General features: G+C 41.7%; 21 protein-coding genes and 1 pseudogene. 9 read left to right on the top strand and 13 right to left on the bottom strand.

Features of this window, described 5'->3' with window-relative positions:
• Positions 1 to 109: 109 nt before the first annotated feature.
• Positions 110 to 994: a LysR family transcriptional regulator gene (locus WJ238_RS02190; protein ID WP_230106197.1), complete on the top strand. Its 885-nt coding sequence runs from the start codon at positions 110 to 112 to the stop codon at positions 992 to 994.
• Positions 995 to 996: 2 nt separating this feature from the next.
• On the opposite strand, the gene WJ238_RS02195 is transcribed toward WJ238_RS02190, so the two are convergent.
• Positions 997 to 1947 carry a hypothetical protein gene (locus WJ238_RS02195; RefSeq protein WP_230106198.1) on the bottom strand — a complete coding sequence of 317 codons (951 nt, stop codon included), beginning with the start codon at positions 1945 to 1947 and terminating at the stop codon, positions 997 to 999.
• Between the two features lie 228 nt (positions 1948 to 2175).
• On the opposite strand from WJ238_RS02195, the gene WJ238_RS02200 reads away from it, so the two are divergent.
• From WJ238_RS02200 to WJ238_RS02210, 3 genes are read left to right on the top strand one after another with little or no spacing between them, the layout of a single operon-like run.
• Positions 2176 to 2646, top strand: coding sequence for a helix-turn-helix domain-containing protein (locus WJ238_RS02200; RefSeq protein ID WP_255682344.1), 471 nt, complete (start codon positions 2176 to 2178; stop codon positions 2644 to 2646).
• Positions 2643 to 3401 (top strand): ABC transporter ATP-binding protein, encoded by a 759-nt coding sequence (locus WJ238_RS02205; protein WP_230106200.1) that lies wholly within the window; start codon positions 2643 to 2645, stop codon positions 3399 to 3401. Before WJ238_RS02200 ends, WJ238_RS02205 begins: the two co-directional genes overlap by 4 nt.
• Entirely contained in the window at positions 3385 to 4023 is a 639-nt protein-coding gene (locus WJ238_RS02210; protein ID WP_337606009.1) for an ABC-2 transporter permease, read from the top strand. Before WJ238_RS02205 ends, WJ238_RS02210 begins: the two co-directional genes overlap by 17 nt.
• 36 nt (positions 4024 to 4059) lie before the next feature.
• Here the strand turns inward: WJ238_RS02210 and WJ238_RS02215 are convergent, their stop codons facing one another.
• Both WJ238_RS02215 and WJ238_RS02220 read right to left on the bottom strand, forming a co-directional pair.
• Positions 4060 to 4224: a hypothetical protein gene (locus tag WJ238_RS02215; RefSeq protein WP_316268874.1), complete on the bottom strand. Its 165-nt coding sequence runs from the start codon at positions 4222 to 4224 to the stop codon at positions 4060 to 4062.
• On the bottom strand, positions 4225 to 4983 hold the full coding sequence (locus WJ238_RS02220) for an alpha/beta fold hydrolase (protein ID WP_337606010.1): 759 nt from the start codon (positions 4981 to 4983) through the stop codon (positions 4225 to 4227). It abuts the gene before it with no gap.
• Between the two features lie 304 nt (positions 4984 to 5287).
• On the opposite strand from WJ238_RS02220, the gene WJ238_RS02225 reads away from it, so the two are divergent.
• The 4 genes from WJ238_RS02225 (at position 5288) to WJ238_RS02240 (ending at position 8337) form a co-directional block, all read left to right on the top strand.
• Positions 5288 to 6586, top strand: a complete 1299-nt coding sequence (locus WJ238_RS02225; protein WP_230106205.1) for an MFS transporter — start codon at positions 5288 to 5290, stop codon at positions 6584 to 6586.
• Positions 6587 to 6750: 164 nt separating this feature from the next.
• Positions 6751 to 7074, top strand: coding sequence for a hypothetical protein (locus tag WJ238_RS02230; protein ID WP_337606011.1), 324 nt, complete (start codon positions 6751 to 6753; stop codon positions 7072 to 7074).
• Positions 7075 to 7088: 14 nt separating this feature from the next.
• Positions 7089 to 7571 carry an RNA polymerase sigma factor gene (locus tag WJ238_RS02235; RefSeq protein WP_256194277.1) on the top strand — a complete coding sequence of 161 codons (483 nt, stop codon included), beginning with the start codon at positions 7089 to 7091 and terminating at the stop codon, positions 7569 to 7571.
• Positions 7564 to 8337 (top strand): anti-sigma-I factor RsgI family protein, encoded by a 774-nt coding sequence (locus WJ238_RS02240; protein ID WP_337606012.1) that lies wholly within the window; start codon positions 7564 to 7566, stop codon positions 8335 to 8337. Before WJ238_RS02235 ends, WJ238_RS02240 begins: the two co-directional genes overlap by 8 nt.
• 32 nt (positions 8338 to 8369) lie before the next feature.
• On the opposite strand, the gene WJ238_RS02245 is transcribed toward WJ238_RS02240, so the two are convergent.
• The 10 genes from WJ238_RS02245 to WJ238_RS02290 all read right to left on the bottom strand — a co-directional run bounded on the left by WJ238_RS02245 (position 8370) and on the right by WJ238_RS02290 (position 14787).
• The gene (locus WJ238_RS02245) at positions 8370 to 8963 is read right to left on the bottom strand and encodes a 4Fe-4S dicluster domain-containing protein (protein ID WP_316268868.1); all 594 of its coding nucleotides are present in this window, start codon (positions 8961 to 8963) and stop codon (positions 8370 to 8372) included.
• Positions 8932 to 9351, bottom strand: a complete 420-nt coding sequence (locus WJ238_RS02250; protein WP_316268867.1) for an aldo-keto reductase family protein — start codon at positions 9349 to 9351, stop codon at positions 8932 to 8934. Before WJ238_RS02250 ends, WJ238_RS02245 begins: the two co-directional genes overlap by 32 nt.
• Before the next feature lie 213 nt (positions 9352 to 9564).
• A complete protein-coding gene (locus WJ238_RS02255) occupies positions 9565 to 11115 on the bottom strand; it encodes a DUF975 family protein (RefSeq protein ID WP_337606014.1) in 1551 nt (516 codons plus the stop codon).
• Between the two features lie 26 nt (positions 11116 to 11141).
• The gene (locus tag WJ238_RS02260; RefSeq protein WP_337606015.1) at positions 11142 to 11510 is read right to left on the bottom strand and encodes a VOC family protein; all 369 of its coding nucleotides are present in this window, start codon (positions 11508 to 11510) and stop codon (positions 11142 to 11144) included.
• Entirely contained in the window at positions 11479 to 12399 is a 921-nt protein-coding gene (locus WJ238_RS02265) for an MBL fold metallo-hydrolase (protein WP_337606016.1), read from the bottom strand. The genes WJ238_RS02260 and WJ238_RS02265 overlap by 32 nt, the downstream gene beginning before the upstream one ends.
• A gap of 43 nt (positions 12400 to 12442) precedes the next feature.
• Positions 12443 to 12799: a DUF2200 domain-containing protein gene (locus WJ238_RS02270; protein WP_337606017.1), complete on the bottom strand. Its 357-nt coding sequence runs from the start codon at positions 12797 to 12799 to the stop codon at positions 12443 to 12445.
• Positions 12800 to 12819: 20 nt separating this feature from the next.
• Complete coding sequence (locus tag WJ238_RS02275) at positions 12820 to 13686, bottom strand: aminoglycoside 6-adenylyltransferase (RefSeq protein ID WP_337606018.1); 867 nt, start codon at positions 13684 to 13686, stop codon at positions 12820 to 12822.
• Positions 13687 to 13744: 58 nt separating this feature from the next.
• Positions 13745 to 14158, bottom strand: coding sequence for a DUF3788 domain-containing protein (locus WJ238_RS02280; RefSeq protein WP_337606020.1), 414 nt, complete (start codon positions 14156 to 14158; stop codon positions 13745 to 13747).
• A gap of 187 nt (positions 14159 to 14345) precedes the next feature.
• On the bottom strand, positions 14346 to 14552 hold the full coding sequence (locus WJ238_RS02285) for a helix-turn-helix transcriptional regulator (protein ID WP_256194287.1): 207 nt from the start codon (positions 14550 to 14552) through the stop codon (positions 14346 to 14348).
• A 13-nt stretch (positions 14553 to 14565) separates the two neighbouring features.
• Positions 14566 to 14787, bottom strand: coding sequence for a DUF6442 family protein (locus WJ238_RS02290; RefSeq protein ID WP_316264530.1), 222 nt, complete (start codon positions 14785 to 14787; stop codon positions 14566 to 14568).
• A 170-nt stretch (positions 14788 to 14957) separates the two neighbouring features.
• Here WJ238_RS02290 and WJ238_RS02295 point away from each other — a divergent pair.
• Positions 14958 to 15077, top strand: a pseudogene (locus WJ238_RS02295) (helix-turn-helix transcriptional regulator); the annotation flags it as partial.
• Between the last annotated feature and the right edge of the window lie 43 nt (positions 15078 to 15120).

Consider the following 15120-nt stretch of genomic DNA (forward strand, 5'->3'; position numbering starts at 1 on the left):
TGCCTTATAATTCTAACTGCAACGACCTATGTTGCAACTAATTTTTCAATTGACCCTTAAGTGTAAGAGAATGATTCGGACATGAGAAAAAACGGGAAAGGAGATTCCTATGGAAATTCGTACACTTCGCTATTTTATGGCAATTGCCAGAGAGGAAAATATGACCCGGGCCGCAGAAATCCTTCACGTCACCCAGCCCACCCTTTCAAAACAGATGCAGGCCTTGGAAAATGAGCTGGGCAAAAAGTTGTTTCTTAGACACAGCTTTTCCATCGAACTGACAGAAGAGGGAATGCTGCTTAGAAAACGTGCCGAGGATCTCCTTTCTATGGCTGACAAGATCCTGGAAGAATTTTCAGCTATGGATGATATTGTCGGCGGGAATATTTATTTCGGCTGTGCTGAATCTTATCAGATCCGCCATCTGGCACGGGTGATCAAACGTTTCAAAGAACAGTATCCGGATTTTCACTATCACATCACCAGCGGCGACACAGAACAGGTCACAGAGAAACTGGACAAAGGCATTCTTGATTTTGCAGTTATTGTAGAGGAACCGGATTACGAAAAATATAATGTTCTGAAGATGCCCGGCGGCGACCGCTGGGGCGTCATTATGCCTTCTGACAGTCCTCTTGCACAGAAAGAACAGATTACTTTTGATGATCTGAAAGGTCTTCCCCTCTTTTGTTCGGAACAAAGCTGGAGGGCTGATCTTCCCAGATGGTGCCAGAACCGCATGGATGAACTACGCTTGGAAGGCTCCTTTCGCCTTTCCTATAATGGCTCTGTCTTCGCCCGGGAAGGTCTGGGCTATCTTCTTACCTTTGACCATCTGATCGATACAAGTGAAAAAAGCGGTCTTGTATTCCGACCGCTTTTTCCCGTACTGGAAACGCAAATGTATATTATCTGGAAGAAACAGCAGGTGTTTACTCCCATTGCAGAACGATTTATTGCAGAATTGCAAAATTTCTGCCTCCTGCCTTTTTAATATTACAATTTAAGATCCAGCGCTGTTTGTTCCAGATCTTTTTTCGCCTGCGCCTGCCTGTTTTGGAACTCTTCTTTCATTTGATTCAGGTTCTCCAGCGCATTTTCCAATTGTACTCGGGTTTGCTGGGCTTTTTCTTTCGCATTCTTGATCTTGCCGTAAACCATCCAATCTGTAAAAAGATTATCAAAGAAATAATCGGCAAAATACAGGAAATCTCCAACCTCCACTCTGATATCTCCTGATATCCCCTTTGAAACATCTGACAGTTCTGTCCGGAACCTGCGCAGCGCCAATTGGAGCGAATTGATTTTAGACTGTGCCGTATTCAGATGGCTGTATTTTATAACATCAGCTATTAAATCACCGCCCGCCATATCTACAATCCCCCAGTTCTGCGCTCCGCCAAGTTCATCCAATACCTCCCGTGCTATCTGAAGTGCCCTCTCCCCGGCACTTATGGCTTCGTCGATTTCTTTTTCCTGTGTTTCAAAAAATGTCAGATTCCTTTCCAGCTGCAGGATTTTCTCTGCCTCCGGAGTCTCCGATGACTTGATCGCTTCCATTTTTTCTGCCAGCGCCGTTTCATATTCTGTATCACAGTTTTCTAGTTCCAGGAGCCGGCTTTGATAACGTGCAATATCCTCATTTACTGACTGCAGGGAAGCTTTTGCCGCCTCCCATTTTATAGCCGCCGCACGGGCTTCTTCTTCCTCTTTCGTCAGCTTTTCTTCCAGCTTCCCGGATACCCTGTAAAAGAACGCGGTAAGACTTCCCTTGTTAAGGCGTTCTACATCTTCCTGCTCCTCGTTCATTGACTTTTCCAAATCTTTTGATTTTTTCTCCAGTTCTTCTTTCTGTATCTGAAGATCGGAAAGCATTGCCTCTATTCCTTTCTTCTCCAGCGTCTCCTGATGAAGCCGGTGAAGATCCTCGTCATAATAACTTGCCATATTTCTCCTCCTCATAAAGCTAAAGCAATCTTTTTTAAGACTCTGACTACTTTTCTCTTACAATAATGAATGACTATATTATATCACCCTGCCTTCTTCCTGTCATTCTTTTTCAATGCTTCCAATCTTTCTGAAAGCCGCAACTGAAACAGACTTTTTCTGTTATGTTCAGTTGGTAGAAATACAGGATAGATCCAGTATAATAAGAGAAAAGGAGGTATGAAATACATGAAAAAACAATCCAATTTGATTTCTCTGAATTTATCGGCACTTCGTCAATACCACAAGTATTCTCAGGAAGAAGTGGCGGAAAAAATCGGTGTATCACGGCAGGCTGTCGCGAAATGGGAATCCGGAGAAACCGTACCTGATATCCTTAACTGCGATGCTCTGGCAAAGCTTTATAATGTCTCTATAGACGATCTCATCCATTTTGACCAGGGAGAAGCCAAAATCCCAATTCCACCGCGCGGGAAACATCTTTTTGGAACTGTCAAGGTTGGCGAACGAGGACAGATCGTCCTTCCCAAAAAGGCAAGGGATATTTTTCACATAGAACCAGGCAACCTTTTGATCGTACTGGGAGATGAAACTGCGGAAAGCGCCGGAATTGCGCTGATCCCGGAAGATACAGTTCTTCACCAAATGACCTTTTTACAAACTCTCCTCAATGCCAGCGAAAAGGAGGAAGAACAATGACGGATCTGCTGAAAATAGAACATTTAAGCAAACATTATCCCGGATTTAGTCTTCAGGATGTATCTTTTACGCTTAAACCAGGTCGGATCATGGGGCTTGTGGGGAAAAACGGGGCCGGGAAAAGTACGATTTTAAAATCTATGCTGAACATCGTAAAACCGGATCAGGGAACGGTCACTATGTTCGGGAAGGATTTTTTTCAGAATGAGAAAGCATGTAAACAAAACATTGGTGTAGTGTTCGGCGGTATTGACTTTTACCCTTTGAAAAAGCTGTCCGCTATTACTGCTGTCACCAGAACTTTTTACCCGGAATGGGATCAGCAAAAATACGAGAACTACCTTCGGCAGTTCTCTCTGGACGAAAACAAAATATTCAAATCACTTTCTAACGGGATGAAGGTAAAATATTTACTGGCCCTTGCCCTTTCCCATAATGCCCGACTCTATCTGCTTGATGAACCCACCTCCGGTCTGGATCCTGTATCCAGGGATGAAATTCTCCACATCTTTACCCACATTGTAAAAGACAAGGAGAAATCTGTCCTATTCTCTACCCATATCACATCAGACCTGGATCACTGTGCGGATGATATCACTTATATACAAAGAGGACAGGTTTTAAAAAGTTCAGACAAAGAAACTTTTCTCCGTTCTTTTGACTATCTGAAGTCTCCGGAAGACACCGGAGAACTTACGCTGGAGGAAATTATGCTGCGAACAGAAAGGAGCGATCTATATGAGACTGCTTTATAAAGAATTAACCCTTACCGCCCATCCTACTTCTATTGTATTTGCTTTTCTGGGATGTCTGGTTATTGTGCCGGCCTATCCATATACCGTCATCTTTATGTTTGGATGTCTGGCTCTTTATCTGACCTTACTCTATGCAAGGGAAACAAATGATACCTGGTATACATCCATTCTGCCTGTCACAAAGCGAGAAAACGTAAAAGGAAAATTTCTGCTGGCCGTCTCTTTGCAAATTTTCCAACTTCTCATCTCCATTCCCTGCCTTTTTCTCCGGCACATTCTGGAAGTTGGAAATAATCCGGTAGGAATAGACGCAACTGTAGCCTGGTATGGATTAGGTCTTATTATTTATGCTGTTTTTGATCTGATATTTTTTCCGGCCTATTATAAAAATGGATATAAAGCCGGAAAAGCTTTTATAGTTGCAGCTATTCCCATGCTGCTTTTAATGATAATTGCTGAAGGATCTGTTCGCTTCCCGGTCTTTTCCTATCTGGACAGCAGCATTCCCCGTGACCTTTTCAGACAGATACCTTTCCTATTGCTTGGTATCTTATGTTACATCACTTTTCTTATATTTTCCTATCGTATCTCTGTCCGCAGATTTGAAAAAGTCGACTTATAAAAGCCGACTTTGTTTGCGTATCTATGAGATATTATTTTATTTCTTGTCTCTGTACTTTTGGGTACCTGCCACAGCAATGATAAACAAGATCAGCACCATGCCGCTGACGGGCAGGAAAACTCCTTTTACAAAATACAGCACCGCACATATAACCAAAAGAACGAGCATGATAACCGATAAGGTATTAAAAAATAGTTTCATTTATTTTCCCCCTTTTAAAAAAGTCGCGATAACTCCGGCTGCTTCTTCGGCGTTTGAGGCTATAGCAGGATGTCCGCCATGGGAAAACATATAAACAGACGCTTCCGGAACAGCAGCCGCCATTTCTTTATACTCCTGTTCCAAATTTCCCCGGCACATCTCATCTTCCCTGCTCCCTAAAAACAAGACAGGAACTTTCAGCTCTTCCAATGGTTTCCGAAACAAAGGGGTCTTTTCCTTCGCACACTGAAGCAGCGCCTCCGTATCAAGATCGACTACTTTTTCCCAGTCCGCTCCCTGGCACCATTCATAGAATTGTCTGGCCTGAAGATCTGCTTTTGCACCATCTCTTTCTTTCAAAAGATTATCTGCAAAATGTTCATTGAGTGTCCGGCCGTCAAAGCTGTCCGCTACAATTCTGTCAAATAAATCCGGGCGCTCTAACGCCGCATTCATGGCCGCCCATGCCCCTCCGCTGGTTCCTGCCAGACTGACGCCATGCAAATTCAAATGTTCCACAAGTGCAATTGTCTGTATTGCTTCATCAAACCACATATCCGGTGAAAATTTTTCTATTCTGTCAGACTTCCCATTCCCCAGAAAATCGATTAATATGCACCTGAATTTTTCTGAATATAATGGCATAAGAAGCTCAAACATTTTGGAAGAAGCGGTATTTCCATGCAGAAAAATAAGAGGTGTTCCCTGACCGTATTCTCCATAATAAACAGATTTTCCGCGATATTCAAAATATGCCATTTACCTGCCTCCTTTCATCTTTACATTTTCCTTCTGCCTCCGCCAGTTGACAGGAATCTGCAGCCCAGCATATACTATCATTAGTATATAAGATCCGGAGGTATTTGACAATGTTATGTATTGCAATCGCTCCATGCAAAGTCTGAGGACGTTGCATGGAGAGGCAGCGCAGTCATAATGCTTAAAAAGCAAAATTGCTGCGCGTATGGTCTGAAACGACCTGTCCTCAGACTTTGCTTTTTGATGTCCATATTTCTCTCACAAAATATTTGAAAATAAAACATCAAAGGAGCAAAGTATAACAATGAAAAATTTAATAACAGATTTAAAAACATTTCTAATTTTGTGGAGTACACAGTCACTGTCTCAGCTCGGCAGTTCCATGACAGGTTTTGCGTTGACTCTGTGGTTGTATCAGAAGACAGGATCCGCACTCCAAACAGCTCTTCTGTCCATTTGTTCCTATGCCCCCTATGTTGCTACAAGTATCTTTGCCGGTGCTTTCAGCGACCGTTGGAACAAGAAAAAAATTATGTTGGCATGTGATACTTTTGCCGCCTGCTGTAGTGTAATAGTTCTCTTTCTCCTGAAAGCAGAACTTCTTCAACCGGTTCACATGTATCTCTTAAATGCCATCAGCGGTCTGATGAATTCAGTACAGCAGCCAGCCAGCGATGTGGCAATGACAATAATTATACCGGACAAATATTATCAAAAGGCAAGCGGACTGAAATCTCTTTCCAATTCCCTGATTACAATTTTTAATCCTGTGCTTGCCACAGCCGTATTCTCCCTTTTGGGAATGGAGGCAGTAATTTCTATTGATCTGACTACTTTTGCAATTGCCTTTCTGGCACTTCTTTTTAAGGTAAATATTCCTTCCGGTCAAGAAAGAGATTTCGCCAAGAAAGAATCTTTTATAGAAACTGTCAGGTCAGGTCTTAGCTATTTAAACAATAACCGGCTTATTCTTACATTGATACTGTTTCTTGCAGGAATCAATTTTGTTGCATCCGCTTTTGATGCAGTTCTTCCAGCTTTGATTCTTCCTAAAGCAAACGGCGGCGAGGCCATCCTTGGAATCGTCAGTTCCTGTGCCGGAATCGCAACTTTAGTCGGAAGTCTGGCAACTGTACTTCTCCCCGCTCCAAAGAACCGCATCCGGGTAATCTACCTTACGATGCTGTTTTCTCTTGGGACAGAGAATTTCCTTTTGTCATTTTCTGATTCGCCGATTTTATGGTGTCTTGGGCAACTGATTGGATGGTTTTTCGTTCCTGTAATGAATGCGAATCTTGATGTTATCCTAAGGACATCCATTCCTCTGGAAATGCAGGGACGGGTTTATTCCTGCAGAAATACTCTGCAGTTTTTTACCATTCCTATAGGGCTGTTTGTAGGAGGCGGCATGGTAGATAAGGTGTGTGAACCTCTGATGCGTTCTGTCGCTGTCGGTAGTTTGGCCGCCCGTCTGTTTGGAACAGGCAAAGGATCCGGTGCAGCGTTTATGCTCTTCCTTCTGGGAATTACTGGCGTTATCATATGTTTGATATTTGGGCGTATTCTTCAAAATTATACATATACAGATTATCCTGAAAATTAAATCGAGCAAAGAGAAAGGGACAGAAACTCCTGCTTCCTCGAAATAATATGCTATAATAAACCAAAATAAATTATCAAAAAATGAATGGATTCTGTTCTTCCAGTCGTATTATAAGTGAAACAGGTAAGATATATCTTAAATAAATGAGGTAGGAGGAATTAAGAATGAAGCGGAAAATGAACAGAACAGTCGTGGGTATTTTAACGGCAGCAGCTGTGCTGACACTTGGAACGGCAAGCACATTTGCGGCTGGAGCGGAATATGGAAAGAATCCTGTAAATACTGGTGGTGACGGCGTTTGCCGCTATATAGGAAACGCCTGCCGCTATATTGACGCAGATAATGATGGAATTTGCGACAACAGCGACAAAAATCAGCTTTGCCGTGAAAAATGTAATGAAAATTTTGTTGACGCCGATGGAAATGGAATCTGTGACAACTATGGCGCAAAACATGGAAGAGGATTTCGCGGCTGTCATAACAAATAGCAGGGGATAATTCAATGCGGAGTGAGCAAGAGGTAACCAGAGCTATCGAACAGTACTCCGATATGGTTCGGCGGCTTTGTATGATACATTTGAAAAATTATGCTGATACCGAGGATATATTTCAGACGGTATTTTTAAAATATGTCCTCAGTTCGGCTGCCTTTGAAAATGAAGAACACGAGAAAGCATGGTTCATTCGTGTTACCATCAATGCGTGTAAAGATCTGCTCAGAAATTTTTTTCACAGTCATGTCACATCACTGGATGAAATTTGGGAACATTCCACAGAAATGCAGGAGGATCACAGAGAAGTTTTGGAGGCCGTATTATCACTTCCGCAAAAATACAGAGAGGTTGTATATTTACATTACTATGAGGGCTGCACTGCTCCGGAAATCAGTCAGATTCTGGGGAAAAAGGTAAATACGATTTATACGCTCCTGACCCGTTCCAGGCAAATGCTTCGAGAAAAGCTGGGAGGTGAGGAATATGAATGATAAAATCCGGCAAGCCTTTGATCAGGTACAGGCAGAAAACGAATTAAAAGACAAAACAAAAGATTTTATCTTCCAAAAGACAAAAGGATACAAACAGGCAAAGACTGCTAATTTCAAATACCTGGCATCCGCTTTTGCGTGCGTCGCCTTCCTTCTGATCGGCGGGTACTGGCTCTATTTTACTCCTACAGTGCAGATCAGCATAGACATCAATCCCTCTGTGGAATTAGGCGTGAACCGCTTCAACCGCATCATTTCTTTTGAAAGTTACAATGATGACGGGGATAAATTAACGGATTCTCTTGATATAAAATTTATGGATTATTCAGAAGCGGTAAACAAGATCATAGACAGTGAAGAAATACTGACATTATTGGAGAATGATGAAGTCATGACGATTGCCGTTGTCGGAACAGACAACTTACAATCCGAAGAGGTCCTTTCCAATATGCAGTCCTGTACAGCTGGAAGAGACAATACCTATTGTTATTATACTCATTCGAAAGAAGTGGAAAAAGCGCATGAAAGCGGTCTTTCCTATGGAAAATACAAAGCATTTTTAGAGCTGCAAAAGCTTGATCCCACAATTACCGTTGAAGAAATCCAGAGCATGACAATGCGCGAGATCAGAGAGCGGATCAGCCAATTATCGGGCAATGTAGACGATAATGGAGAAAATAGCAGAAAGAATACCGGGACGGGCCGTGAGAATCATTCCGGAAACGGCAGCAGACACCGCGGCGCAAGAGAACGGAACACACAGTAAGTTCCGTTCTTTTGCGTCCTGGAATGCCCGAATCATTCTCCAAAGTACTCTCTGATCTTTTCCATCCTCTCCATTTGGCTGACATGGAACGGACAGCGGGAATCACAGTGCCCACATTGTATGCAATCTTTCGCCTTTTTATTAAGACTTGCATAATGGCTTTTAGCCAGATCATCTCCAGCCAGTGCAAGATCATAATATTTATTAATAAGCCCCACATCCAGTCCGGCAGGACATGGCTGGCAGTGATTGCAATACACACATGAGCCTTCTGCTTCCTGCGGCGCAAATGTTCCCAAAATCGAGTAATCCTTTTCTTTTGGTAAAGCATCAGTAAATCCCAAGATACGTCTTAAATCCTGACAACTTCTCACCCCTGGCAGTACTGTAATAACGCCTGGTTTATCCAGCGCATACTGAATACACTGGTACTCTGTCAAAGCTTTGCCAAATGGGGAAGTTTTTGCATTTAGCAGCTGCCCGCCGGAAAAAGCTTTCATAACTGAAATCCCAACTCCCTCACTCTCACAGCGGCGGTAAAGATTTTGTCTTTCATTCACACCTCCAATGGCATAATCACCTTCTTTTTGGTAATCATAGGCAGGATTGATACTGAACATCAGCATATCCAAAATCCCTGAATCCAATACCTCGCACACCACGCTGGGCGTATGGGAAGAAAGTCCGATAGTCTGTTTTCAGAGCATTAAGCTGCCAGTCAACAGAGCGCTTGATCATATCCAGATCAGTCGTCCATCCGTATTTACCGCCTTCATAATTGGCGCCGAAATGGATTTGAAAATAAACATTTTTCCGTTGTCCTGCCAATGCCCTTCCAAAAGCCGGAAACGGAGCAGCGTCTGCAGAAGCCATATCAAAATAATTGATTCCTTTTTCCAGTGCCAGTGTCATTACCGCTTCAATTTCCTTATCACCGGCAGCTCCAATAGAACTGGTACCCAGTCCGATCACACTGATTTCTTCCTCTCCATGAGGCAGTTTTCGATAGTCCATTTCAAATTCCCTCCTATATATTATGTGGTGATTTAAATCAGTTTTTCGGCATCTTCCCTGCTGATACAGGGCACTTCTTCCGCCAATTTCACTGCAAAATCTTCCTCCAGCCCTGTATAGTGATTCATATATCCTTTCCGGTACAGCATCCGGATCAAAAGAAAAATTCCATAAAAATACTGTTAAATCTCTTTCCGCACAAATCAAAAAACCTTATCCGTGATTCTCATAATCCGTGATTCCGGCTCCGCTGTTAGGATAAACAGCTGAGTAAACACTGTCTGCCGCAAAAACACTTAACAGGATCACACATAAAATAATTGCCGCACGGCGTGGAATTTTCTTGAAAATCTCATCAAAGAACGGCGCGATTATATATATAAATGCACATCCGCCCAATCCGAAAACAATCAGCCCTTCTGCACATATCCTTCCATGCAGATTAAGAAAATATCCGGAATAGTTCCACCAGTACATGTGTTTTGTCTCCCAAAGAATAAATCCCGCAGTATATTCAACTATTCCGCAGACAACCATTGTCAAAAAGAACAAAATAAGCGGTTTATCTACAAAGCGCTTCAACAAGGCTACGATCAAAACGCCGCCGGCTCCATAAATCGGAAGCCATGGTCCGTGGAAAAATCCCCGGTTGACAAATACTCCATCCCCGAATAAGTGGAGCGAAACTTCCCAGAGCCATCCGATTACTGAAAAGGAAAAAAACATCAGAATCAATGAACAGACTGTATATTTTCTTCGGTAATTGATCCGGATCCAGGTTTTAGTCTCAGGATTATAAAGCGGATACAATTCTACCGGATACTCTTCAGCATCAGATTCTTCAAACAAAAGCTTATCATTTAAATACTCCGCTCCGCTGTATCCCTGTTCCAGCGCTTCTTGCCTGAGAGCAGCATAGACCTCCGCCCACACAGTCTCTGTGTATGGCTTGATCCATACATACCCCAGAATACCTAATGTGAAAGCACTCAGTATCCGCCACCCCAGAAAAGAAAAATCAAGCAGAAATCCCCGCATCTTATTTCCTTTCATCATCTTTCTCGACAATGCAAAGGCTTCCTTATGTCCGATATCCGGATTTTCTGCAAGGATGTAAGGAATCATTTTATAAGAATATCTCTTGATAATTCCCCCGATGATCGTCAAGTCCCACAGAAAAATCAAAAAAGATCTCTCAAACATAGTAAAAGCGGTTGCTTTCCACCGTTTTACCCTCCACGGAAATGCCAGTCTTCCCATTTTACTTTGTCTGTATGTACGGTTTTCCAAAAGGAAACGACACTGCCCAACCGCAAGCACATTGCTGACCAGCGCAAGGAATAAGATCATCAGAAAAACGCCTGCAAGAATAATCATACCTTCTGTCGCTTTATCCTTAAAAATAAAGTCGTTCATTGCATTAATAAACCCATATAGTGCTGATTTTTCTTCTGTCATGCGATTATAGATATGTGCCAGCGCTCCCTTTTTTGGAGTATAGTGTTCTCCCAGAAATTCAAGCACCTGATTGTTCTGCGGGGCATCTGATTCTCTTATACTGAAATACCAGTCATTTACAATCTGCGCATTGCTTGGAAGGTCAAATCTGCCTCCTACGAAATACATCGCCGCATTGTCCACCTGATGCGTTACTTTCATACCACTTGCGATAAAGGCAACAAGAAGACTGATTCCCAAAATTCTCCAATAATTTTTCTTCAGGTTTCTTTTCCCATTTTTCTTTAAGTTCTTTCGATTCCACATAGTTCCCCCTCAATTCTTATCTTTCACTATGACTGCATCGGCGTCCCTACTTCAATCAGGTTACCGTCCGGATCATAAAAACGAATCACTTTCTGTCCCCAGTCATGGGTCATAAGTTCGTTGACATATTTTGTTAATGGATATAATTTTTCAAGTTTTTGAGCAAATGCATCTATATCATGTTCTTCAAAATACAATTCACAGGAATTGTTCTCCGGAATAACCTCCTTTTTCAAAAAATTTTTCCAGATTTTTTCATCCTGAAGCACAAGACCTTCCGTTAAAATCATATTGCCATCATTATCAAGCACCATATCCAATCCAAACAGATCATGATAAAACTTCTTTGATTTTTCGATATCCTTAACAACGATCAATATATTTTTTAATTTCATCTTTCTCCTCCAATACTGTCTGCCAGATCATCTGATTATCTTTAAAACTGAAAAAAATCTCTTTTTCTTCATACATATTTGAGAGATAGGAACGGATCGTACTGCCAATAAGCGCATACTGCTGCGCTGACATCTGAAGATCATATGCATCGAAAATATTCTTCAGCAGCACTTCAAATGTAATCGGCGTATTACACAGTTCCCTGATTTTCCCTTTGATTTCTGTAATTGCTCTGTGGTTAAGCTGTGCCAGTTCCCTGATATCCGACATGACAGGAGCATGGGATGGTACAAAGCGCACCACATCCAATGTCTGAATATATTCCAACGTCTGCAGCGTCTTTTCAGGATCCCAAAGATAACTGACGCCATACTTCCCAAGTGTTTCCTCTGAAGATACACTGTCCGCAATATAAGCTGTTCCGTCCTTAGTCCGAAAACCCACCATGTCGAAGCAGTGGCCCGGCAATTCCAAAAGCTCCATATATTCAGGCAGAATATCGCTTGTAAGAGGAAGCACATTGCTTCCCTGCGCCATAAGAAACTTATTCTTCAATTCTTTGAAAGGACGGCCGCCATAAAGGCCGATCGGTTCCAATACAGGCATATTGGAATAAATATATTCCATGTCTTTTGCGTAAATCTTACACCCGGTTTTCTTCTGTAAAAAGTAATTTCCGCCAATATGGTCTGCATGAGAATGCGTGTTAAAAATTGCTTTCAGATTCCAACCTTTTGATTCCAGGATGCGGCAGACCTTTTTTCCAGCGTCTTTATCATTACCGCTATCGATCAGTATAACTTCATTATCGTTTTCTTTTATCAGTCCGATTTTGGCCGGGCAGTCAATATAGTAATCATGCTCTGACAATTGTATTAGTTCATACATTCTCTCACCTCCGTTGCTCTCGTAACAGAGAGTTCCAATCCCTCTATTCCTTTATCCGCAAAATTTTATCCATCTTCTTCCCTTTTGCCAGTTCATCGATCAATTTATCCAAATATCGAATTTCTTGCATAAGAGGTTCTTTGATATCTTCTACCCGTATTCCACAGACAACACCTTTGATCAGTTTTCTATTTTCGTTCATTTCCGGAGCACTGTTGAAAAACTCTTCATAATTAACAGATGTTGAAGCCATCCTTTCCAAGTCTTCCGGTTTATATCCTGTAAGCCAACAGATGATCTCGTCTACTTCCTCTTTCGACCGTCCTTTTCTGACAGCCTTGTTTACCAAAAGAGGATAAATTTTCGCAAATTCCATTTTATAAATTTTTTCATTGTCCATGCATCAGATCCACCCTTTCCTCAATCACTACTAACCGCTTTCGTATACTTCATAAATCCCTGCTCAAATTCCTCCGGATATGTGCATCCAAGGCTCTCGGCAATCAGCACTGCCATTTCACGAAACAGTCTGCATGAAGTTTTAATGGCCTCCCTGAAATGTTCATAGTTGCTGTCAGGGAAGGTCTCCTCATATAGCAGGTAAACATTTTCCGGAAGATATTGTTTAAAATATTTATTCTGTTTTCCACAGGAAACCGAATAGTCTGTCTTACTCCCGATATACCATCCCAGCATGACTTCAAGCATATGGTGCGACTGCGCATAATAAGTTGTCATAGCAAAAGGAAGTTCATCTCTAAGGATTCCTTTTACAACATCACAAAGCGACCAGAAAAATTCATTACAGCATCCCTGAAATTGCGCTTCTGTGGGTTTTCTGACGTAAAATTCCTCGTCTGTAGGCGGAGGCAGCTGGGGAAGACATCCTGTTTTATCTATAAGCGGAAGGAATAGTTTGTTTCTGTTGCTCCCCTCTTCCATAGTCTCCAAAGTTTCAACACCGATATCAATGCGGTTTCCATCTTCAAATATCAGCAGCCAGGAATAGGTTTTATCATAATGGCTGCGCAGGCCAAAACGTTCTCCATAACCATACGCATCATCCTGCTCCTGTTTCAGAATAACTTTTCCAAATGGATTCATCCACGACGTATCAGCGCGAAAACTTTCTGTCTCTTTCACTACATACATAATATCAAAATCCTGATAAATATCCCTGGGGACATTGGGGTTTGCCCTCGAACCTTTCAGATATGCCGCCAGCACACGTTCATCCGACCTGGCTGTATCGATAATGATATCAAACATCTCTTTCTCTGTGCGCAAATATGACCTCCCTTAAATCCGTTCTATTCTAAAGTCTCAAGCTGTTAAACTGGAATTGTCATTTCCGATTTGGTTTTCTTTTCATAGCTAACAATTTAATATAATCATCAAACTCATCGGTATTGACCGGTTCAAACATTACCCATTTCCCATCGTGATAGATTTCTGCTTCATCATATTTTCTGCAAACAGCATCAGAAAGACTGTCTCTTATAGCTTCAAATTTGGTTCTTTCATCCTTTCCAAAAATAATCAGAAAACCCACACAATTACTTTTTGCATATAGACAGCAAAGAGTTTTACCGCCTCTACGATATTTGTACTCGTAAGTCCACTTTTTACCACCGGTATTCCATAGTCGTTCCATTTCGTATTTCTCATCAATAGCCCAGCATAACTCCTGCCAGACTTCGAACAAAGATGGTCCCAGCAGTTCAGTCATAGTTGATTTGGATGGTATATTTTCAAGCATGATATTCCTCCTTAAACGTTCATTTTGCGATGCAAAACACTCAAAAACGGAATCAGTAATAATAATCCATTCATCTTATATCTCCACAAATCAATAGGATTTATAACCCCTATCCGAAACAATATCTCAAATCTAAATCAAAGAATAGGAACACACAATTTACAATAATGCCTGTCTACAAGCATATTCAAAAGTAAAACAGATCTTCAAACTTTTTGTCCAATGCAATACAGAGAATCAGCGCCAGTTTCGCTGTAGGATTGAACTGTCCTGTTTCAATGGAGCTGATCGTGTTCCGAGACACGCCAACCATATCTGCCAGCCGCTTCTGTGATAATTTCAATTCCATCCGTGTTTCTTTAAGGCGATTTTTTAATATCAGCTTATCATCCATATTTTCCACCGCCCTACAAAATTGTGGAAGATACGCTCAGGTCATAAATATAGCATCCGGACATTACGAATACCAATATCGTATAGGCAATTATCTGTATCGCGAAAAAAAGCGTCGCCAAAGCCATCTGAACCACAACTGCCTTTTGACTTGCCTGCTTTATAACTTCTTGCTCGTATACGTCCTTATTTCTATTTTCCGCTCTGCTTTTTGCTAAAATTTCATCCTTGTTCATAATGGAAGCCTCCAAATCGAATTGCCAAGTTTTCTTGTCGTATCTTCATCATAACATTGCCAAGTACACTTGTCGATAGTTTTTCTAAAAATGTTAAGATACGTTGCTTGTGGCAATGGGCAATTCATACTACAATAATGGTAACGATAACAAGAAAGGGGGCATCCCTAATGCTTAATGAAAACATTAAAGCAATCAGAAAGTCAAAAGGACTTTCGCAGCAGGATCTTGCTGTCAAGCTGAACGTCGTGCGGCAAACTGTTTCTAAATGGGAGCAAGGGGGTTCACTTAGATAAAGATACCACATCAATAATCCCACGCTGACTTTTGCTC

The organism is Claveliimonas sp. (assembly GCF_037273965.1).
GTDB classification, from domain to species: domain Bacteria; phylum Bacillota; class Clostridia; order Lachnospirales; family Lachnospiraceae; genus Claveliimonas; species Claveliimonas bilis.